Origin of the sequence: Winogradskyella costae (assembly GCF_013403865.1) — a bacterium.
Taxonomy (GTDB): Bacteria; Bacteroidota; Bacteroidia; order Flavobacteriales; family Flavobacteriaceae; genus Winogradskyella; species Winogradskyella costae.
Genome location: NZ_JABFDK010000001.1, coordinates 940878 through 961812, shown reverse-complemented (window position 1 = coordinate 961812; position 20935 = coordinate 940878). Strand labels below are relative to the sequence as shown.

The 20935-nt window shown below is 33.4% G+C and carries 20 protein-coding genes; 16 read left to right on the top strand and 4 right to left on the bottom strand.

Annotated elements, in window-relative coordinates; genetic code table 11:
• Positions 1-97: 97 nt before the first annotated feature.
• The 4 genes from HM986_RS04105 to HM986_RS04090 all read left to right on the top strand — a co-directional run bounded on the left by HM986_RS04105 (position 98) and on the right by HM986_RS04090 (position 4148).
• A complete protein-coding gene (locus HM986_RS04105; protein ID WP_179333794.1) occupies positions 98-793 on the top strand; it encodes a carboxypeptidase-like regulatory domain-containing protein in 696 nt (231 codons plus the stop codon).
• Positions 771-1475, top strand: a complete 705-nt coding sequence (locus HM986_RS04100; protein ID WP_179333793.1) for a hypothetical protein — start codon at positions 771-773, stop codon at positions 1473-1475. Before HM986_RS04105 ends, HM986_RS04100 begins: the two co-directional genes overlap by 23 nt.
• A gap of 121 nt (positions 1476-1596) precedes the next feature.
• Positions 1597-2958: a DUF1800 domain-containing protein gene (locus HM986_RS04095; protein ID WP_179333792.1), complete on the top strand. Its 1362-nt coding sequence runs from the start codon at positions 1597-1599 to the stop codon at positions 2956-2958.
• Between the two features lie 2 nt (positions 2959-2960).
• Complete coding sequence (locus HM986_RS04090) at positions 2961-4148, top strand: DUF1501 domain-containing protein (protein WP_179333791.1); 1188 nt, start codon at positions 2961-2963, stop codon at positions 4146-4148.
• A gap of 216 nt (positions 4149-4364) precedes the next feature.
• Here the strand turns inward: HM986_RS04090 and HM986_RS04085 are convergent, their stop codons facing one another.
• From HM986_RS04085 to HM986_RS04070, 4 genes are all read right to left on the bottom strand, one after another.
• Entirely contained in the window at positions 4365-5498 is a 1134-nt protein-coding gene (locus tag HM986_RS04085; RefSeq protein WP_179333790.1) for an ATP-binding protein, read from the bottom strand.
• 29 nt (positions 5499-5527) lie between these two features.
• Positions 5528-6154 (bottom strand): HD domain-containing protein, encoded by a 627-nt coding sequence (locus HM986_RS04080; protein WP_179333789.1) that lies wholly within the window; start codon positions 6152-6154, stop codon positions 5528-5530.
• A complete protein-coding gene (locus HM986_RS04075; RefSeq protein ID WP_179333788.1) occupies positions 6151-6903 on the bottom strand; it encodes an SDR family NAD(P)-dependent oxidoreductase in 753 nt (250 codons plus the stop codon). Before HM986_RS04075 ends, HM986_RS04080 begins: the two co-directional genes overlap by 4 nt.
• A 90-nt stretch (positions 6904-6993) precedes the next feature.
• The gene (locus tag HM986_RS04070; protein ID WP_317167313.1) at positions 6994-7857 is read right to left on the bottom strand and encodes an aldo/keto reductase; all 864 of its coding nucleotides are present in this window, start codon (positions 7855-7857) and stop codon (positions 6994-6996) included.
• Between the two features lie 104 nt (positions 7858-7961).
• On the opposite strand from HM986_RS04070, the gene HM986_RS04065 reads away from it, so the two are divergent.
• The 12 genes from HM986_RS04065 (at position 7962) to HM986_RS04010 (ending at position 20911) form a co-directional block, all read left to right on the top strand.
• Positions 7962-8531 (top strand): DUF4382 domain-containing protein, encoded by a 570-nt coding sequence (locus HM986_RS04065; protein ID WP_179333787.1) that lies wholly within the window; start codon positions 7962-7964, stop codon positions 8529-8531.
• Between the two features lie 221 nt (positions 8532-8752).
• Entirely contained in the window at positions 8753-9754 is a 1002-nt protein-coding gene (locus HM986_RS04060) for an AAA family ATPase (protein ID WP_115808224.1), read from the top strand.
• A gap of 81 nt (positions 9755-9835) precedes the next feature.
• On the top strand, positions 9836-10702 hold the full coding sequence (locus HM986_RS04055; RefSeq protein WP_179333786.1) for a DUF58 domain-containing protein: 867 nt from the start codon (positions 9836-9838) through the stop codon (positions 10700-10702).
• 71 nt (positions 10703-10773) lie between these two features.
• Positions 10774-12447, top strand: a complete 1674-nt coding sequence (locus HM986_RS04050) for a hypothetical protein (RefSeq protein WP_179334388.1) — start codon at positions 10774-10776, stop codon at positions 12445-12447.
• Positions 12447-13451 carry a vWA domain-containing protein gene (locus tag HM986_RS04045; protein ID WP_179333785.1) on the top strand — a complete coding sequence of 335 codons (1005 nt, stop codon included), beginning with the start codon at positions 12447-12449 and terminating at the stop codon, positions 13449-13451. The genes HM986_RS04050 and HM986_RS04045 overlap by 1 nt, the downstream gene beginning before the upstream one ends.
• Positions 13444-14484 carry a VWA domain-containing protein gene (locus HM986_RS04040; RefSeq protein ID WP_179333784.1) on the top strand — a complete coding sequence of 347 codons (1041 nt, stop codon included), beginning with the start codon at positions 13444-13446 and terminating at the stop codon, positions 14482-14484. Before HM986_RS04045 ends, HM986_RS04040 begins: the two co-directional genes overlap by 8 nt.
• Before the next feature lie 154 nt (positions 14485-14638).
• Complete coding sequence (locus HM986_RS04035; protein WP_179333783.1) at positions 14639-15493, top strand: aerotolerance regulator BatC; 855 nt, start codon at positions 14639-14641, stop codon at positions 15491-15493.
• A 60-nt stretch (positions 15494-15553) separates the two neighbouring features.
• Positions 15554-17323: a BatD family protein gene (locus tag HM986_RS04030; RefSeq protein WP_179333782.1), complete on the top strand. Its 1770-nt coding sequence runs from the start codon at positions 15554-15556 to the stop codon at positions 17321-17323.
• Position 17324: 1 nt separating this feature from the next.
• Positions 17325-18083 (top strand): tetratricopeptide repeat protein, encoded by a 759-nt coding sequence (locus HM986_RS04025; RefSeq protein WP_179333781.1) that lies wholly within the window; start codon positions 17325-17327, stop codon positions 18081-18083.
• Between the two features lie 48 nt (positions 18084-18131).
• The gene (locus HM986_RS04020; protein WP_218841386.1) at positions 18132-18425 is read left to right on the top strand and encodes a hypothetical protein; all 294 of its coding nucleotides are present in this window, start codon (positions 18132-18134) and stop codon (positions 18423-18425) included.
• An 87-nt stretch (positions 18426-18512) separates the two neighbouring features.
• On the top strand, positions 18513-20105 hold the full coding sequence (locus HM986_RS04015) for a SulP family inorganic anion transporter (protein WP_179333780.1): 1593 nt from the start codon (positions 18513-18515) through the stop codon (positions 20103-20105).
• A 5-nt stretch (positions 20106-20110) separates the two neighbouring features.
• Positions 20111-20911 (top strand): universal stress protein, encoded by an 801-nt coding sequence (locus HM986_RS04010; protein WP_179333779.1) that lies wholly within the window; start codon positions 20111-20113, stop codon positions 20909-20911.
• The last annotated feature ends 24 nt before the right edge of the window (positions 20912-20935 follow it).

Below are 20935 nucleotides of genomic sequence, written 5' to 3'. Positions count from 1 at the left end.
AGCCATATCGAAAGATATGGCTTTGTTTTTTTAACATTGTAGTACGCAACCTTTTTTTACAAATGGCATCTATTAGGCAACCGATCTAATTCAACATATGAAACTATTATTTAAATTCTTCTTAATACCGTGTTTTTTAATGACGGTCTTAAGTTGTGAAGTTCAACTAGAAGACAATACCAGGATTTTAGTTGAGGGCACTATTAAAGACCAGGATAATATGCCTATTTCTGAGGCTAAAATTAGTGTGTTAACAAAACGAGGTAATTTTACTGGTGGTGAAAATCAATATATTCTAGGAGAAGGTTATAGTAATGCCGATGGTCATTTTTCTGTAATTTCATTATACGATAGAGACGAAGATTTTGCTATTGAAATAGATGGAGGTGATGCGTATAGTACCTATGTCTATAAAACCAATACTTTAGAATATACACCTTTAGATTTAACGTTTAACCTAGAAACTGTAAGCTTGAAAAAATTAGCCGCCTTTAACTATAATATGGTTAGAACAAGTGGAGAATCTTACACACTTAGGTACAGTTTTAAATATATTGAAGGCTTTTGCTTAGAATATTATGAAGGGATAACACTCAATGAGTTTCAAAGTTCATGTTATGAAGAACGTGTGGTAAGCCGATTTCTTAATGATAGTAATCCTGATTTTGAATGGCTATTATACGTACCGCTTGGTGAGATTGTAGAGTTTACATATTCTATAAATGATGAACCAGAAATAACAGAGTTTATAACTATAAATGAAGATAACTATGACTTTACGTTCACTTATTAAAACTCTTTGGCTCACCTGTGTTTGCTTATTTTGTTCTGTTAGTTTTGCACAAGAGAACGTTTCTGAAAATGAGTCTGAAACCACATCTAAAAGCAGCTTTTTCAATTCAGAAGGGCGTCAACGATTTTTTGCAATTACAGTAGGAGGGCATAAACCTTTTACAAGTGGTGACAATTTTATGGGAGAAGGCTTAGAAGGTAAATCCGGAATTGATTTTAAAATGCAAGTGTATATTTATAAGCACTTTTTTATTGGGCTTGCGACAGGTGCTAGCTATTTTGATGTTAAAAATCAAGAGCTCATAGGGAGTTATAGAAAGTCGAGAATTGCTGAAAACTATATATACTTAGGCTATGAGTTTTTGCCAACTGAAAAATTGCGGTTAGGGCTTAATATCTCAATTGATAGTGATTTAGATTATAAAAACACGGGTTTTAATACATCTGATATTGCTGAGCAGCATGATTCAGCAAAGTTAAATCGCTATGGAGTATATCTTCACTATGAGTTGGCGAAGCATTTTATGATATATCTCGATTACAGTTACAATGTGAGTAGAACAGATATTGAAGTACCATCAAATTTAGAAAGTTTTTTTAGAAAAGGAACTTACAGTACAGTTGGTTTAGGTATTGTTTTTACAATTGGAAGTCGCGATTTAGTATCGCGATTTATAAATTGATTTCAGTTTTATTGCTGATTTAAAAATATTTAATTTTAAAAACCGTTTATAATATAGACGGTTTTTTTTATTTTAAGAGCTGTAGGTTAAACTATTAGAAAAATATTAAGTCTTAATATATATGACACAGCAACAACTTCAACATTTGTATTGGCGAGCAGGCTTTGGAATGCACCCAAAGTCTAATACGACCATATCTAAACATAGGGCATCAGTGGTTGAAGCACTTTTTGAGTCTTCTAAAGCTTTTACTCCTCTAAATATAGATCTGTCATATTTAGATGGTATCAAACCCGTAGATCTTAAAAACTTCCCAGAATTAGCGAGAGAAATTAATCAAAAAGGAGCAAAGAAAATTTTGGAGTTTAATATAGCTTGGGTAAAACGATTAATTAATCCTACCGAGTTGCTTAGAGAGCGTATGACGTTGTTTTGGGCTAATCATTTTGTATGCAGAGAGAGAAATCCATTATATACTGAACAATACAATAACACGCTTAGGTACTTTGCGCTAGGTGATTTTAGAGATTTTGTAAAAGCTATTTCTAAAGAAGCCGCAATGCTTAGATACCTTAATGGAAAGCAAAATAAAAAAGCAAGACCTAATGAGAATTTTGCACGCGAATTAATGGAGTTGTTTACATTAGGAGAAGGACGGTATTCTGAGAAAGATATTAAAGAATGTGCGAGAGCCTTTACAGGTTATAATCATGATTTTAAAGGGAGTTTTGTATATAACGAAAATCATCATGATCATAACTCTAAGCTGTTTTTTAATCATATAGGGAATTATGAAGGAGATAATATTATTGATATTATTCTTGAAAATAAACAATGTGCCGCCTATATTTCAGATAAAATCTACCGTTATTTTGTAAATCCAAAACCGAATCCGAAACATATCAATGCGATGACTGATGTGTTTTTTAAAGATTATAATATCGAAAACTTAATGCGTTTTGTGTTTCTGTCAGATTGGTTTTACGATGACGCTAACATAGGTTCAAAAATAAAATCTCCAATAGATTATTTGGTAGGAATGGCGGTTACAGTGCCTGCTACATTTGAAAAGGAAAGAGACCTTATTAAAATTCAAAAATTATTAGGACAAACCTTATTGGATCCACCAAATGTAGCTGGCTGGAAAGGTGATAAAGCTTGGATTGACGCAAATACTATTATGGTACGTTTAAAATTACCGTCCGTAATTTTGAATAACGCTGTAATTGCTTCAGGTGAACATGATGAGTTTAAAAAGAAATTCATGACAAAGCACAAGGGTAAATTGCCTTTTAAAACCACACCAAATTGGACTACTTTTTTTGAGAATTTTGAAGCGGTCTCCACGGAAGAGCTTCAAGATTATATGTTACAAGGAACTGTAAATAAAGGAACGGCAGATTATTTGCAAACGCTGAGTAAAGTATCTAAACGAGAGTACTGCGTTCAGTTAATGTCCTTACCAGAATATCAAATGTGTTAATTATGGATAGAAGAAAATTTCTTAAGAATTCAGCCTTAGCAAGCAGCTTGTTTTTTGTGCCTAATTTTGTAAAAGCATTTGAGTCTGTAGCTAAAGAGCAATTAGGTTATAAGCGTTTAGTAATTGTGCAATTAGCTGGTGGAAATGATGGGTTAAATACCATTATTCCACATAACAATGATTTGTATTACAACGCAAGGCCAAAATTAGCAATCACTAAAGGTATTATAAAATTAACTGACGATTTAGGGTTTCATCCTGCATTAAGTCCACTGCGTGCGTTGTTTGATAATGGTGAATTATCTATTATCAATAACGTTGGTTACCCCAATCCTGTTAGATCACATTTTAGGTCTATGGATATTTGGCAAACCGCAAGTGGCTCAGAGGAATATTTACAAAGTGGTTGGTTAGGACGTTACTTAGATCAATATGGCAAACAGCCCTATAATGCCATAGAGATAGATGAGCAGCTCAGTTTGGCTATGAAAGGTGAGCAGTTTAATGGTATTGCCACTAATGATTTTAGAGTCTTGCATAATTCGGCAAAAGACCCATATTTTAAAAATGTATTAAGTCATTATAACGACACACATTTAAGCGAACATAACTTAGGGTATTTGTACCAAACAATGATTGAGGCAAAATCATCTGCCAATTATATTTTTGAAAATACGGATTTAAAAACATCACAAGAAACCTACCCTCAAAACGCTTTTGCAAAACAACTTAGAAATGTGGCTCAATTTATTAATTCTGATTTAGATACAAAGGTCTTTTATACATCGCTTGGGGGGTTTGATACCCACGCGAATCAAAACAATAAGCAAACAAAATTATTATCACAATATGCAGAAAGTGTTACGGCATTTGTAAGCGATTTAAAGCGAAACGGGACTTTCGAAGATACGTTAATTTTAACCTTTTCAGAATTTGGAAGACGCGTTAAACAAAATGCAGCTAATGGTACCGATCATGGTGCGGCGAATAATGTTTTTGTCATAGGTAAGGATTTAAAGAAAGGCGGTTTTTATAATAATTTGGCGAGTTTAAGTGATTTAGATCCAAATGGTGATATAAAATATAATATTGATTTTAGATCCGTTTACGCTACAATACTTTCGAAGTGGATGGATGTTTCTGCTGATGGCATAATTCACAGCAAACAAGAACAATTAAATTTTATTTAAGCGCACAAAAAAAACCTTGCTTCAATTTTCAGCTTTTGGCTTTGGTGAAACAAGGTTTAGCAATTGATTAATAGCATTACAAATATGGACAATATTTTAGTCGGTCAGCAAAGTTTTTGATGAATGGTCGATAAAATTGTATAATCAGTATCGTTTTTAATTGAGATCCGACAAGATGCAAATAACAGGGATGAAAAATCTATAATTACCGATAAACTAACTATATTTTACTTTTCTCAAAATTCGCATGGTCTCTTTGTAAGAAAAATAGAGTTCTAAATTATAGTTCTTTAGATATGGTTTCATATCCTCTAATTTTTGCAATGCTGTATCGAATCCGTTGAGATAACAAATTAAATAGCTAGCGGCTAGATTTCTTAAGTCTTTAGATTCACCTTGAGACAAGGTAATGGCTTTTTTAAGCTTTTTTAAAATTGAATTATTAGAATTGTAAATATGATGTAGTACTTTTTTATCAAATTGAGGGGGCTCAAAAACAAGATTGACCTCTATAGAGTAATTAGCATTATTTTCAAAATGAATAATTTTTTCTTCAAGTTTATAATATTTATGAGATTGGTGTAAACCCAGCTTTACGTATTCAATAATTTTAAAAGAATCTTCGGTGTATGATATAGAAACTTCATCTAATGCTGAATAAAATAAACGAACCTGTTCGTTAATTAACTCAATATCTACCCTAGAAAAAAATAGCTCATTATTTACATATTTTTTGTTCCCAGACCAGCACAATACAAAGTATTCTTTAAATACTTTGTATTGTGGGCTAAAATCTTGGCGCTTATTCATAAAATCGAAAACGCCATTTAATGTAAGTTCAATATTGTTTTGTGCATTGTTTTCAATCGCTGCGACAATTTTTGAGTTTACATCCTTAATTTCAATATCAAAAACTTTGGGCATGCTAATGCTTCCATCTCTAAAAAATACAGAGCCACCATAATATTTCCAGATGTTTTTTTTAAGAGCTGTAATACTATCAATGGGTCTAATGGTGACTAAGCCAATAACCTTGTCATCTGACAAATGTGGAAATGGAATGTTTTCGTATTGTACAATTGGTGGGTTGTTAAGATAAGCATTGATGAGATTTTGAATTTTGCTATCATCAAAAAAATCGACACCAATAATTTCGTTGTCAATATCCTCTACTCCAATTACGATATAAGAATTGTTTTTTGGATTACTATTAGAAAGTGCACAGACATGTTTTAAAAACTTCGCTTTTCCTTCTTTTTGACTAATATCAATTTTTCGCTTTTTATCATAAAAACTGTTCTCATCGTTGTGAGCAAGCAAGTGTTTTATGAGAAGGCGTTTGTTAATCATGTTTACTTACCATTAATGTGATAATTTAATTATAGCATATCGATTTCTTGAATCAAATTTTTTCTAGCTTGTTTTTCAAATTTTGTTTGGAATCGTTCTGTGAAATATAACGAATCTCTTTGAAGAAAGTGTTTCAGGACTTTTTTTCGTCCGGGTTTGTAAAGAATATCGGGATAGATTTTATACTCTTTTCTAATATTTTGAGTGTACTTATTGTAAGTTTCCCAATCAGTTCCTAGTATAGACAAATCTAAATCCAAAAGATAAGCATTATCTAGGTTTTCGGTTAAAATCAATTCGTGTTTTTTGGTTGAAATGATGAGTTTTTTAATCTTTTCTATACTAAACGAGTCGTGTTTTAGATCTTTTAGTGCTTTTTCCGCAAAAAGAGCACTTTGCTCTTCGTTGTCTTTAGTTGTGGATTTGTATATAATATCATGATACCAAATGGCCAATCTTAAACTGTCTAAATCTTCAATTTCAGTTTTAAAATCTTCCAATTGAAGAAAGATATTGTAAAGATGTGAAAGGTTGTGATAGTATCTATTTTTAGACGTGTATTGCGATTCGATAGTTGTCCAAAGTGAATCAATTAAAGAAAGATCAGCATAATCTGAAATTAAATTCTGCCAATAATTCTTCAACAAATGTTTCATAATTCCTTTTTTACAATCGTAGAACTAGCTTGAGCGGTGCAAAACATCAGCACATCGGCAATATTGACATGAGCTGGTCTGGATATCGCAAAATATATCACTTCTGCAACATCTTCCGCTTGCAACGCTTTATACCCTTTGTAGACATTGTCTGCAGCTGCATCGCCTTTAAATCGAACCTCGGAAAATTCAGTTTCTACCAAACCAGGATTAATAGCACCGACTTTAATTCCGAAGGGATTTAAATCAATACGCATGCCTTCTGTAATTGCTAAAACGGCATGTTTGCTGCCGCAATAGACACTGCCATTAGGATACACTTCTTTACCAGCGGAAGATCCTATATTAATTATTTGTCCAGATTTGCGTTCGGTCATTTTTGGGATAATGGCTTTACTCACATAGAGCAACCCCTTTACATTAATGTCCATCATCGCATCCCAATCATCTAAATTTCCTGTTTGTATGGGGTCTAAACCGTGAGCATTTCCTGCGTTGTTTATAAGAATGTCTATATTTTGAAACTCTTCTGGCAAGGAGGCAATGGTTTTAAAAGTCTGCACTTTATCGCGGACATCAAAATTTAAAGTGTGCACTTTAGTTTCTTTAGATAGGGCTTTTTGTATACTGTCTAAGCGTTCTTGTCTACGACCACAAAGAATTAAATTTATACCGTGCTTAGCAAATTCATAAGCTGTTGCTCTACCAATACCGCTTGTTGCACCTGTGATTAATGCTGTTTTTTTCATAGTTCTGTCATTCCTGCGAAGGCAAGAGTTTTTATAGTATTATCGTTCCGATTAAGTCACTGAAAACTGCGATTGAGATAGCAAAGTTTATTAAGGCACCGCACACCCTTGTGCAGCTTCTAATATTAAAAACCAATCTTCTAGTTCTAGTTCAATTTTCGCAGCTTCAACCGCTAGTTTTAATCGCTCTTGTGTCGTTGTTCCCACTACAGGGTGAATTTGAGATGGATGCTTTATAATCCAAGCCAATAACAACTGATCTTCAGTTGCATTGTATTTTTCCATCAAGGCACCAAGCTGTTTATGAATGCGTCTGGTTTGTTCATTATCATCTTTAAAAACGGAACCTAAAGGCGACCATGCCATTGGTTTTATGCCATTGGTGGTCATAAAATCTAAGGTGCCATTATGCATTGCAGAATGTTCGGTAAGTGAAAATTCTATTTGATTGACGTCAATATCCATGCGCAAACCAATCATGTCCATTTGCGATGGTGTAAAATTAGATACACCGAAGTCTCTAATCTTTCCGTCTTTCTTTAAAATAGTTATGGCTTCAGCAATTTCTTCAGCAACCATTAATGGACTCGGTCTGTGTAGTAATAATAAATCGAGGTAGTCAGTTTCGAGATGTTTTAGGGAATTTTCAACCGAACAAATAATATAATCTTTCCCATAATTATAATGTTTAACCGTATTATTTCGGTTACCACATTGCTCTTGAATACCGCATTTTGAAATTAGCTGAATGACGTCTCGTTGAATGCTAGAGCCTTTGAAGGCTTTTCCGAAGTCTGCTTCGGTAGTGTAAGCACCATAAATATCTGCATGGTCGAAAGTGGTGATGTGGTTAGAAACACAGAAGTCGATTAAAGCTTCTATCTCTTTGTTTGAGAGCTGTTTTCCCCAGCTTCCCCAGGTCATAGTACCTGCAATTAATCGAGAATATTTCACTTTTTTTTCAGTTTATATGGGTTTTTGTGCAATTCATGCATAAAAATACTCAAAACATACCGATTGAGGTATCATTGCTCTGTAATTATTCAATACCCCAAATTATGAAACACTTACAAGTCTTTAAATTTTTAGTATTCACATTTATCCTTTTAATAAGTGCAACTAGTTGCTCTAAAGATGCTATGCATGACAATGCGCAATTGGCATCAGTTTCTGTGAGTTTAAAAAGCACAACGCAAGATCTTAATAAGGTTTACTTAGATATAGCTGATGTGCAAATACGAGTAAAACAAGAAAAAAGCGTTTCAGATGCTTGGGTTAGCTTAAATGCTATTAATACTGGTACTCATAATGTAAGTGCGCTTAACGAAGATGCGCAATTACTACTCGTAAATTATTCTGAAATTGAATCCACGTATGTTTATGAAATTAGAATTGTTTTAGATGATAATAATTTTATTGATATCAATGAAACATTATTTAGTTTAGAAGTTGCAGATAAAGGCAATGCTACACCTTCAAACATAGTAAATTCAGAATTTAAAGCAAATCATATGTATGACATAGTAATAGATTTAGACCTCGATGAATCTATTAGTTTTAATACATCTGATAATATGATGGTATTAAACGCTAAAACATCTACTGAAATAAGAGACATTCAATATTAATTATTCTAATCCATGATTAATAGAACTCGTTTAGGCGAGTTCTGAACTTTAAATGAGCGATACTTCGGTATTGCTCTTTTTTTTAACCAATTGTTAACAGCAACTAAGAAAAAATTTTAACACTTTGCATGCTCTAAAAAACACGGCGCCATTTCTTATTGAAAATTTATTTTAAAATGAAATAGGTGTTAAACATAGTTTTGTTCTTAAACCCTTAAATAATGGAAGAAACGAGTACAGTTGATATTAAGTCAATTAACGAAAAGATAGAAAGAGAAAGTGCATTTGTAGATTTATTAACCTTTGAAATGAACAAGGTTATCGTCGGACAAAAGCATATGGTAGAGCGATTACTCATCGGTTTATTAGGTCAAGGTCATATTTTACTAGAAGGTGTGCCAGGTTTGGCAAAAACTTTAGCGATTAATACGCTGTCTAAAGCTATTGACGCTTCGTTTAGCAGAATTCAGTTTACGCCAGATTTATTACCTGCAGATGTGGTAGGTACATTAATTTTTAATATGAAGGAGAATGACTTCACGATTAAAAAAGGGCCAATCTTCGCCAATTTTGTTTTAGCAGATGAGATTAACAGAGCACCAGCCAAAGTACAATCGGCTTTGCTTGAAGCAATGCAAGAAAAACAAGTGACGATTGGTGACGAAACGTTTATTTTAGATAAGCCATTCTTAGTTATGGCAACGATGAACCCAGTTGAGCAAGAAGGAACTTATCCTTTGCCAGAAGCACAAGTGGATCGTTTTATGTTGAAAACAGTTATAGATTATCCAACCATAGATGACGAACAGCAAATTGTAAGAGCGAACCTAAGAGGAACATACGAAAAAGTAAATCCTGTAGTGTCTATTGCTCAAATTTTAAGTGCACAAAATGCCGTTAGAGAGGTTTACATGGATGAAAAAATCGAAAAATATATTCTCGATATCATCTTTGCAACACGCTATCCTGAAAAATATAAACTAGGCGACTTAAAACCTTTAATTTCTTTTGGAGCATCTCCTCGTGGAAGTATAAACTTAGCTACAGCAGCTAAATGTTATGCTTTTATTAAGCGAAGAGGTTATGTGATTCCAGAAGATGTACGTGCTATTGTTCACGATGTTTTACGTCATAGAATCGGAATTACTTACGAAGCGGAAGCAGAAAATATCACTTCAGAAGATATTATTAATAAGATTGTAAATGTAATTGAAGTACCTTAAAAAGTACTCAGTGTTCAGTCTACAGTTGTTAACTTGTAACTGGAGACTGCAAACTGAAGACTACAAACTGCTCACTAAATAATGGATACTAAAGAACTTCTAAAAAAAGTACGAAAAATAGAGATTAAGACACGACGTTTGTCTGATCATATATTTGGAGGAGAATATCACTCAACCTTCAAAGGTCGTGGTATGACATTTTCTGAAGTGCGTCAGTATCAATTTGGAGATGATGTTAGAAATATTGATTGGAACGTTACCGCAAGAACTAATTTGCCTCATATTAAAGTTTTTGAAGAAGAGCGAGAACTTACCATGATGCTTATGGTAGATGTTTCAGGAAGTGAAATGTTTGGGACACAAAATCAGTTTAAAAATGAAATAGTTACAGAAATGGCAGCTACATTAGCGTTTTCTGCAACTCAGAATAATGATAAAATAGGATTAATTTTATTTTCAGATCAGATTGAACTTTATATCCCCCCTAAAAAAGGACGTTCTCATGTGCTTAGAATAATTAGAGAATTAATAGAGTTTAAGCCTAAAAGTAAAAAGACTAACATTGCAGAAGCCTTTAAGTTTTTGTCTAATGTTATGAAGAAAAAGGCCATTGTTTTTGTGCTATCCGATTTTGTGGCCGATAATTATAAGCAAAACCTGAAAATTGCAGCGGGTAGACACGATATCACCGGCATTAGAGTCTACGACAAGCATGAGAAAGAAATTCCAAACCTTGGTATGGTTCAAATGCAAGATGAAGAAACAGGAGAACTAATTTTGGTAAATACGTCATCTAAAAAAGTAAGACAGAACTATAGTCAGTTTTATAACGAAAAAGTCAACTACTTTAAAGATAGTTTCACAAAATCTGGAGCAGGTGTTATTGATTGTCGCGTAGACGAAAGTTATGTAAAAAAACTCTTAGGGTATTTTAAAAGAAGAGGATAGCAAACAGAATATATAGAAAAGAAGATAAGAATATGAATAAGAAAAATAACATAATAAGAAATACAAGCCCAATGGTCAGCCATCTTCGGTCTACCATTTTAGGTCTATTTTCTATATTCTGTTTTCTATCATCTCTCATCTCTTCTGCACAGGTTACTTCTGAAATTGATACCACAAAAATTAGAATTGGTGAACAAATCAATTATAAAATTAATGTAGAAGCAGATTCTTTAGCATTAGTCGTATTTCCAGAAGGACAAACATTTATGCCTTTAGAAAATGTGGAGGCTTTAAAAATAGATACCACTAAAAGAGAAGCAAGGTTTTTATTATCTAGAGTCTATAAGCTTACACAGTTCGATTCTGGAGGGTATACCATTCCGAGGCAAAAAATTATTATTGGTGAGCAGCCCTTTTTTACGGATTCTTTAAGGGTGGAGGTTAATACTATTGAAGTTGATACAACAAAACAAAAACTCTACGATATTAAGCCTATCATCGAGGTTGAAGAAAGCGGAAGTGATTGGTGGAAATGGCTTTTAATAATCGTATTAGTAATAGCGGTAATTGTGTTTTTACTGTATTGGTTTATTTGGAGAACAAAGCCTTTAACCGAGGAGGAAGAAATAGCATTATTACCTCCTTATGATCGTGCAAAATTAGCATTACAGAAACTTGATGAAAGTCAGTTTTTAATTCGCTCGGAGGTTAAAGAATACTATTCCGAATTAACTTTTATCATCCGAAAATATTTAGATGAAAAAGTTTATGATCGTGCTTTAGAAAGCACCACATCAGAATTGGTTACGAGATTAAATTTATTAAAAGATGGCAATCAAATTCCTCTTTCAAAAGAGACCATTTTACATATCGAATCTATTTTGCAACGTGCCGATTTAGTTAAATTTGCGAAGTCTGCTCCAGATACTGCTCTTGCTGAAATGGATAAATCTACGATAGATAAAGCCATAGATCACGTTAAGGTAAGCTTACCAGAACCTTCCGAAGAAGAAAAGTTATTAGATCAAAAGTATAAAGAAGCACAAGAACGTAAAAAAAAGCGTGCAAAAATATGGATTACTGTCGGTATATCACTTTTTCTAATTATTGCAACCTTTATTGGCTTTGGGATTAAATATGGTTTTAGTTATGTGAAAGACACTATTATTGGTCATGAAAGTAAAGAGCTTTTAGAGGGAGATTGGGTTAAAAGCGCCTATGGTTTTCCTCCTGTTTGGATAGAGACACCTATAGTTTTAAAGCGTGTGGATCCTCAAATTTCGGAAGAGGCTAAGGAAAAACTTAACATGACTACTTTTGCATATGGTACCATGTTAGATGTTTTTAGTGTAGTTATAAATACCACCACACTTAATGTACCAAAGCAAGCACCGCAAGGAGAAAATACGGATAATCCTACCTTTGATTTGTTGAAGGTTTCAGAGGAAACCATAAAGGGTTTCGAAGCAAAAGGAGCTTCCGATATAACCATTAAGAGAGATAAATTTATTACTCCTAATAATGCAGAAGGCTTAAAAACATTTGGTACGTTAAACCTTAAGGTAGCAGGAACAGATGATTTTGTAAATGCCGAGTACGCATTGTTGTGTTTTTCTAATGAAAATGTATTACAGCAAATCGTTATCACATGGTCTAGAGGTGATGGTTATGCTGATGAAATGATTGAACGTATTATGGACTCTATTGAATTGAAATCTGAAGAGCCTGTAGAAGAGAAAAAATAATGCTAGAGAATATACAATTTTTAAATAAAGAATTTTTTTGGTTGCTGTTGCTGTTGCCAATAGCCATAATTTGGTATGTTCTTAAACACAGCAAACAAACGGCTGAGTTAAAAATATCTAGTATCAAAGGTTTTCAAGGGACATCTTCGTTTTGGTCAAAATTCCGATACATTCTTTTTGCGTTGCGCTTAGTGGCTTTAGCTTTTCTAATTACGGCTTTAGCAAGACCAAGAACAGTTGATGTGTCTACAAAGACTAAAACCACGAGCGGAATAGACATTGTTATGGCAATTGATGTTTCGGCAAGTATGTTGGCAAAGGATTTGCGTCCTAATCGATTAGATGCTTTAAAGGAAGTGGCAGCCGATTTTATTGATGGCCGTCCAAATGATCGTATTGGTTTAGTAGAATATGCAGGTGAAGCCTATACTAAAACTCCAATTACTAGCGATAAATCTATCGTTAAACGATCGCTAAGAGATATTAATTATAATTCTATTATCGAAGGCGGAACGGCAATTGGTATGGGGTTAGGAACTTCTGTTAACCGATTAAAAGATAGCAGAGCTAAGAGTAAAGTTATTATTTTATTAACGGATGGGGTTAACACCTCTGGTGCCTTAGATCCAAAAACAGCTAGCGTTTTAGCTGTAGAATATGGAATTAAAGTCTATGCTATTGGTATCGGTACAAATGGTATGGCATTATCTCCAATAGGTTTTAACACTAATGGTACGTTTAGATATGGTCGTATGCAAGTGGAAATTGATGAAGCTCTATTAAAAGAAATCGCATCTGAAACGGGTGGTAAATACTTTAGAGCCACAAACAATGATAAGTTAGCCGAGATTTATGAAGAAATCAATAAGCTCGAAAAAACTGAAATTGAAGAAACAAAATATTACAATTACGACGAAAAATACAGACCATTAGTGCTCATTGCAGGACTGTTATTATTGATAGAATTATTATTAAGAAATACAATATTTAGAAGCTTTGTTTAGAATTGATGAGAAAATATGGTTTTGGACGTTACTGGTAATTCCGGTAATCATTCTTTTGTTCATAATACTCCAATTATGGAGACGTTCTGTACAAAAGAAATTTGCAGATTCTGGTTTACTTAAACGTCTTAGTCCAAATCAATCCTTATTTAAAAGTGTTTTAAAAGTTTTAGTGCTTTCTGGTGCGTTTGCTTGTTTATCTTTAGCTTTGGTTAATCCTAAAATAGGTACTAAATTAGAAACAGTTAGGAGTGAAGGTGTAGATATTGTTTTTGCAGTAGATGTATCAAAGAGTATGTTAGCTGAAGATATTGCACCAAACCGTTTAGAGAAATCAAAGCAATTGGTTACACAGATTGTGAACAGTTTAGTAAGCGATCGTGTAGGTATTATAGCGTATGCTGGCAAAGCATTTCCACAATTACCAATCACAACAGATTACGCTTCAGCAAAAATGTTTTTACAAAACATGAATACAGATATGTTATCCTCACAAGGTACAGCAATAAGCGAAGCGATTCAACTTTCTAAAACCTATTTTGATAACGAAGATCAGGCCAACCGGGTATTGATTATTATTTCAGATGGAGAAGATCATGATGGGGAAGCTTTAAATGTTGCTGAAGAGGCTGCTGAGCAAGGCATTAGAATATTAACGATTGGAGTGGGTAATGTAAAAGGAGGTCCTATTCCCATAAAGCGTAATGGAGTTATTTTAAACTATAAGAAAGACAATAACAATGAAACAGTTATTACCAGATTAGACGAATCTACACTAAAAGAAATTGCGGCAGAAGCCAATGGAGTCTACATTAACGGTAGTAATACCGCTAAAGTTGTGGAGACGATAAAGGAAGAGCTAGATAAAATGGATAAACAAGAATTTGAGTCAAAGCAAATTGCAGATTTTAAAGATCAATTTCAGTGGTTTTTAGTTTTCGGAATTCTGTTATTATTCATCGATATCTTCTTTTTAGAACGAAAAACAGCTTGGTTAAAGAAGTTAAATTTATTTAATGAAACATATATCTAAAAAGATGCGTTGTAAATGCTACTCATAGAATATATGGATTGAGACTTTTCTCAGCAATAAAGGTGAACGAATTAAAATTTTTAAATTTTTTTTAACGCTAAGTCATTTAACGCTTTAGTAATTTAGAGGTCGTTTTCATAATTAAAAGATACATATGAAATTTTATATATTACTTATCACAGTTTTAATTGGAAACTTTGGCCTTTCCCAAGATCTTAATAAGGAACAATTAAAAGCGGATAAAAACGCGACGAATTTTGTGTACAAAGCGAATGAATTGGTCGGAGAAGATAATTATGTAGAAGCTGAAATGGAGTACAGAAAAGCCATTTCAGAAGCACCAAGTAAAGCTACAGGTGCTTATAATTTGGCGCATTCATATTACACAAAGGGTAGTTTTGATGAAGCCTTATTTAGAAGTCAAGAAGCAGCAAATAATGCAACTACCAAAGACGAAAAACATAGGGCTTTTCATAATATTGGCAATATTTTAATGCAAAATAAACAATGCAAAGAAGCTGTTGAAGCCTACAAGAATGCCTTGAGAAATAACCCCCTTGATGAAGAATCACGTTATAATTTTGCTTTAGCAAAAGAATGTGCGGATCAGCAAAAAGACGATGGAGGAGGTGAAGATGATAAGAAGGACGACAATAAAGAAGACGAGCAGGACAAGGAAGACGAGCAAAAGAAAGAGGACGAGAACAAAGACAATAAAGATCAAAAGGACGACCAAGATAAGAAAGACGAAGGTGATCAAGATAAAAAAGATGGTGACAAGGATAAGGATGAAGACGGAAAACCAAAAGATGATAAAAAGGATGATGGTAAAGGAAAGGAAGATAACAAGGATAACAATCAACAGCCTAAACCGCAACCAGGACAAATGTCTCCTCAGCAGATAAAGAATATCTTGGAAGCTATGCAAAATCAAGAACAAAAGGTCCAAGAGAAAATGAATGCTGAGAAACAAAAAGGTGCTAAAGTTAAGACTGAGAAAGATTGGTAATAACTAGTTAACAGTAAGCAGTCTCTCACTAAATGCTGTAAAAGTGTTTTAAAAAATTAAATGAAATCAATTAAAAACATATTAATAATATTCTTAGTACTTGCAACAAGTATCGCTTCAGCTCAGGTGAAATTTGAAGCAAAAGTTAGCAAGAAAAAATTAGGGATTAATGAGCGCTTACGTATCGATTTCGAAATGAACGAAGATGGGGATAATTTTGTACCTCCTAGTTTTGCAGATTTTGATGTCGTTGGAGGGCCTAATACGTCTGTGAGTAACTATTCTAGAAATGGAAAACGCTCTTACTCTAAGACCTACAGTTATTTTTTAGCACCAAAATCACGAGGGAACTTTACTATTAAACAGGCAACCATTGAAATTGAAGGTGAAACCTATAAAACATTTCCTATAACGGTAAATGTTACGGCTGCTGTGAGTGCGCCTAATGGTGAGGCAACTGCTTCAGATGTTGCTTCGGCAAATATTCATTTAGTTGCTGAGGTATCTAAAGCCAATCCTTATTTAAATGAAGCTATTACTGTAGTTTATAAGTTGTATGTTTCAAAAGATACGGGTGTAAGTAGTTGGAGAGAAAAAGATACTCCGAGATTTAATGATTTCTGGAGTCAGAACATAGATGTTAAAGGTTTTCCTGTTCACACAGGTGAATATGACGGTGAAGAATATCGTTATGTTATTCTTAGAAAAACGGTGCTTTATCCTCAAAAAACGGGAGCTTTAAAACTAGAGCCTTTGGTGATGGAGGTCACTGTAGAAGTACCCTCAAATAGAAGAGATGTTTTTGGTAGAGCATTGATAACTAGAGTGCCAAAAATGGTTACTGCAGGCAGTAGAACGATTAATGTAAAAGAATTGCCTGAAGAAGGGAAGCCTTCAGATTTTAAAGGAGCTGTTGGCGATTTTGATTTCAAAGTTACAACATCTAAAACACAGTTAAATGCTACGGAATCGCTTCAAGCTAAAATAGAGGTTTCAGGATCTGGAAATTTAAAGCTTTTTGAATTACCGAAACTTACCGTTCCTAGTTCTTTGGAGGTTTATGAACCAGAACACCAAGAAAACGTTAGGACCAATTTAAGCGGTATGCAAGGGCGCATTTCTGATACTTATACTATTGTTCCACAGTATAGAGGGAAATACCCGGTTCCAACCATTTCATTTTCATACTTTGACTTAAAAACGGAAAGTTATAAGCGCATTTCATCAGACGATGTAGTTATTGATGTATTAGAGGGGCCTATGGCCGCCAATGCTGCTGTGGATAACACTGTAGATGCCACTAAACAGACAGTCAATGCAAGTACAAATACGTTTGCCTTTATAAAAACGAATTCTAATTGGATACCTGTAAAATCCGAGCCTTTCTTTAAGTCTATTGGGTTCTGGTCCTTATTATTGGTGCCATTTTTAGCCATTCCTTTAGCTATTGTTGTTAGGCGTAAAAAGGACGAGCGCGATGCAGATGTGCAAGGTAATCGTATTAGAAAAGCTGATCGTTTAGCCAAAAAGTATTTAAGTGAAGCCAAAAAAGCGCTTGGACAAAAAGAATCATTTTACTTGGCCTTAGAAAAAGCACTTCACAATTATTTAAAAGCAAAATTAAATATTGAAACTAGTGATTTTAATAAAGATAAGATTGAAAGCTTACTAAGCGAAAGACAGGTGTCAAAAGAAGTGGTTTCAGATTTTATTTCAATATTAGAAAATTGCGAATTGGCACGTTATACACCAATTACGCAAGTTACCATGCAGAACGATTATGATAAAGCAGGGCATACAATTTCGTTAATAGATAAACAACTAAGATAATATGAGAACAATCACCGTCTTACTTGTATGTTGTTTTAGCCTGTTGAGCTTTTCGCAAAATGATCAAAGTTTTAGTGATGCAAATGCCTTGTATAATGATGCTAAATTTGCTGAAGCGATTGATAAATATGAATCTATATTAGATTCAAAAGAACACTCTGCTGAGTTATATTTTAACTTAGGGAATGCAAATTATAAACTCAATAATATTGCTCCTAGTATTTATTATTTTGAAAAGGCATTGCAATTAGAGCCAAACGATAAAGACATACAAAATAATTTGGCTTTTGCGCAGAATATGACCATTGATGCAATCGATACAGTTCCGGTTGTTGGGTTTTCAAGAATAATAAACAATATCGTTAATACGTTTACTACAGATGCTTGGGCAAAAATCGCAGTCGGGGGTGCGCTCTTATTTGTAATTATATTCTTAGCCTATCATTTTTCATATACAAGTTCAAAAAAACGAATTGCTTTTGTAACTAGCATTGTTAGTTTGTTTGTGGCATGTTTTGCTGTCTCTATGGCATTTCAGAAGGAAGGATTAAATAAGAAGAATAATCCTGCGATTGTATTTGCACAAGAAAGTAGAGTGAAAACAGACCCTAATGCTGCAAGTGAAGAAGTGTTTAGATTACATGAAGGTACTAAGGTACAAATTGTAGAAACCTATGATGATTGGAACAAAATTGAATTATCGGATAACTCTACAGGATGGATTCCTTCTAAAGATATTAAACGATTAAAGGATTTTTAGAATTAATTTAACAGTCTGTTAAAATTGAACATATTATATTTGTCGCTTATGCAAAAGAGCTCCAAATACAGATTATCTATTTTCTTAACCATAGTATTTGTGGCACTTATTTCTGCCCCTACAATTATTATGTCTATAGATGACTCAATTGACGTGGCTTGTTTTTTTAGTATAACAGAGGAAGAAGAAAATGCTCACGCTAAACTTTTGTTTGATAAAAATCACCAAGATTCAGAATTCTTAATTGAAGTTCAAGAGGTTACACATCTTGAAGGATATCAGTTTAAAAACTATCCTGTACCGCATCTTAATTTAATATCTCCACCACCCGATTTTATTTAATATTTTTTCGTTCGACATTTTTTGTCCCTAAAGAAAGTATTAAAATAACTATTGAAATCCATTCAATAGACAAAATCATTATATCAAATGTTTAAAACATTAAAAAACGACTTGCCTGCAAGTGTCGTTGTATTTTTCGTTGCACTACCTTTATGTTTAGGTATTGCTTTAGCTAGTGGCGCACCTCTTTTCGCTGGTTTAATTGCCGGAATTATTGGAGGAGTTGTAGTAGGAGCCTTAAGTGGTTCTAAAATTGGAGTTAGTGGACCTGCAGCAGGTTTGGCAGCTATTGTATTAACTGCTATAGGTACTTTAGGTGGTTATGAAAACTTTTTAGTTGCTGTAGTATTAGGAGGGGTTATTCAATTACTTTTTGGTGTTTTAAAAGCCGGAATTATTGGTTATTATTTTCCTTCGTCTGTTATTAAAGGGATGCTTACAGGTATCGGAATTATCATTATATTAAAACAAATCCCTCACTTTTTTGGCTATGATGCCGAACCAGAAGGAGCAGATAGTTTTGTAGAAAGTTCTGGTGAAAATACATTTTCAGCAATATGGCATGTTTTCGATAATCTTATTATAGGCTCTATGGTAGTAGGCTTTATCGCATTGGGTATATTATTATTGTGGAGTAATGTTTTAGTCAAAAAAGGAAAGATTTTCGAAGTCGTTCAAGGGCCTCTAGTTGCTGTGGTCGTAGGGATAGTTTTCTATGTTATAACACAATCTAATGAGAGCCTTGCTATTGCTCAATCACATTTAGTGAGTGTACCTGTGCCAGATAGTTTGGATTCTTTTATTGGCCAATTTAGCTTTCCTAATTTTTCAGCAATAACAAATCCTGAAGTTTGGATTATCGCTTTTACAATCGCATTAGTGGCAAGTTTAGAAACTTTGTTATGTGTAGAGGCTTCCGATAAAATAGATCCAGATAAAAATGTGACACCTACCAATAGAGAGTTATTAGCGCAAGGTACAGGTAATATTTTATCTGGTTTAATAGGTGGATTACCCATTACACAGGTAATTGTGCGTAGTTCTGCTAATATTCAATCTGGAGGGAAGAGTAAAATGTCTGCTATTATTCATGGATTTTTATTATTAATTTCAGTGATATTAATTCCTACATTACTTAATAAAATTCCATTATCGGTATTAGCAGCTATACTTTTAATAGTAGGTTATAAGCTTGCTAAGCCATCATTATTTGTAAAGATGTATAAATTAGGATGGAAACAATCTGTACCATTTTTTGTAACAGTAATTGGTATTGTTTTTACAGATTTACTAGTTGGTATTGGTCTTGGGCTGGCTGTTGGAGTTGTTGTCATATTATTAAAGAGTTACCAAAACTCTCACTTCTTGCACATTGAAGATAATAGTAATGGAAAACATAAAATTAAAATGGCTCTTGCTGAAGAAGTAACTTTCTTTAATAAAGGTGCTATTTTAAAAGAATTAGATAGCTTACCAAGAGATACTTATTTAGAGTTCGACGTGACTAAAACAAGATATCTTGATTATGATATTATTGAAATTCTCGAAGATTTTGCGTTTAAAGCAAAAGAGAGAAACATCGACATTAAATTAATTTCTAAACGTGGGATCGTTGAAAACCCACCTAGTTTCATTGATTTCTTTCAATTGAGACCTAAGTCTAAAATAAGTTTAAGTTAGACATTATGGAAACTTATAAATATAAAATACTCGTACTTTCAGATTTAAGTAAAAGTACGAGCACAACCATAAAGAGTAGTGTAAGCTTAGCGCAAATGATTGGTGCAGACATAGACTTGTTCCATGTTAAAAAACATACCGATATTGTAAATATAGACAATCAATTATCTGCAATTAGAACTTTAAATGATGAGCAGATCATCACTAAAAAGAAAATTGAAGCTTTAATTGATCCTATTTCAAAGGCATATAATGCAACAATTAATTACAACTATGCATTTGGGAAAATTAAAGAAGAGATCAGTAATTACATCACGCTTACTAAACCAGACATTATTGTTTTGGGACAACGCGATTCCAATCCGCTTCAGCTTATTGGGGATAGTATTACACGTTTTATTTTGAAAGAATTTAAAGGTGTCATTATGATTTCATCTAATGAAAACGCACTAATCCCTAATGAAAAAATGTCCTTAGGAGTTTTTAACGATTCTCATAAAATCTTTAACGGTAAATTTTCAAAAGATTTAATTACACATGCTAAAGCACCATTAAAATCTTTTAAGATTATAAACAGTCAGAAAGAAACGGTAAAGCTAGCTGATGAAAATGAAGAAAAATTTATAGAGTATGTATTTGAGCAAAATGCTGATGCTATGGATACGCTCTCTTCTTATTTATTGAAAAATAGTATTAATTTATTGTGTATTGACAGAGCTGAGGATACATCTAAAAACACGGGTGAAACCTCTTTAAGAGAAGTAGTGAGCAAATTGAATGTTTCATTATTAGTGTCGGAAGCATAGATAAAAACAAGTTTAATTAAACGC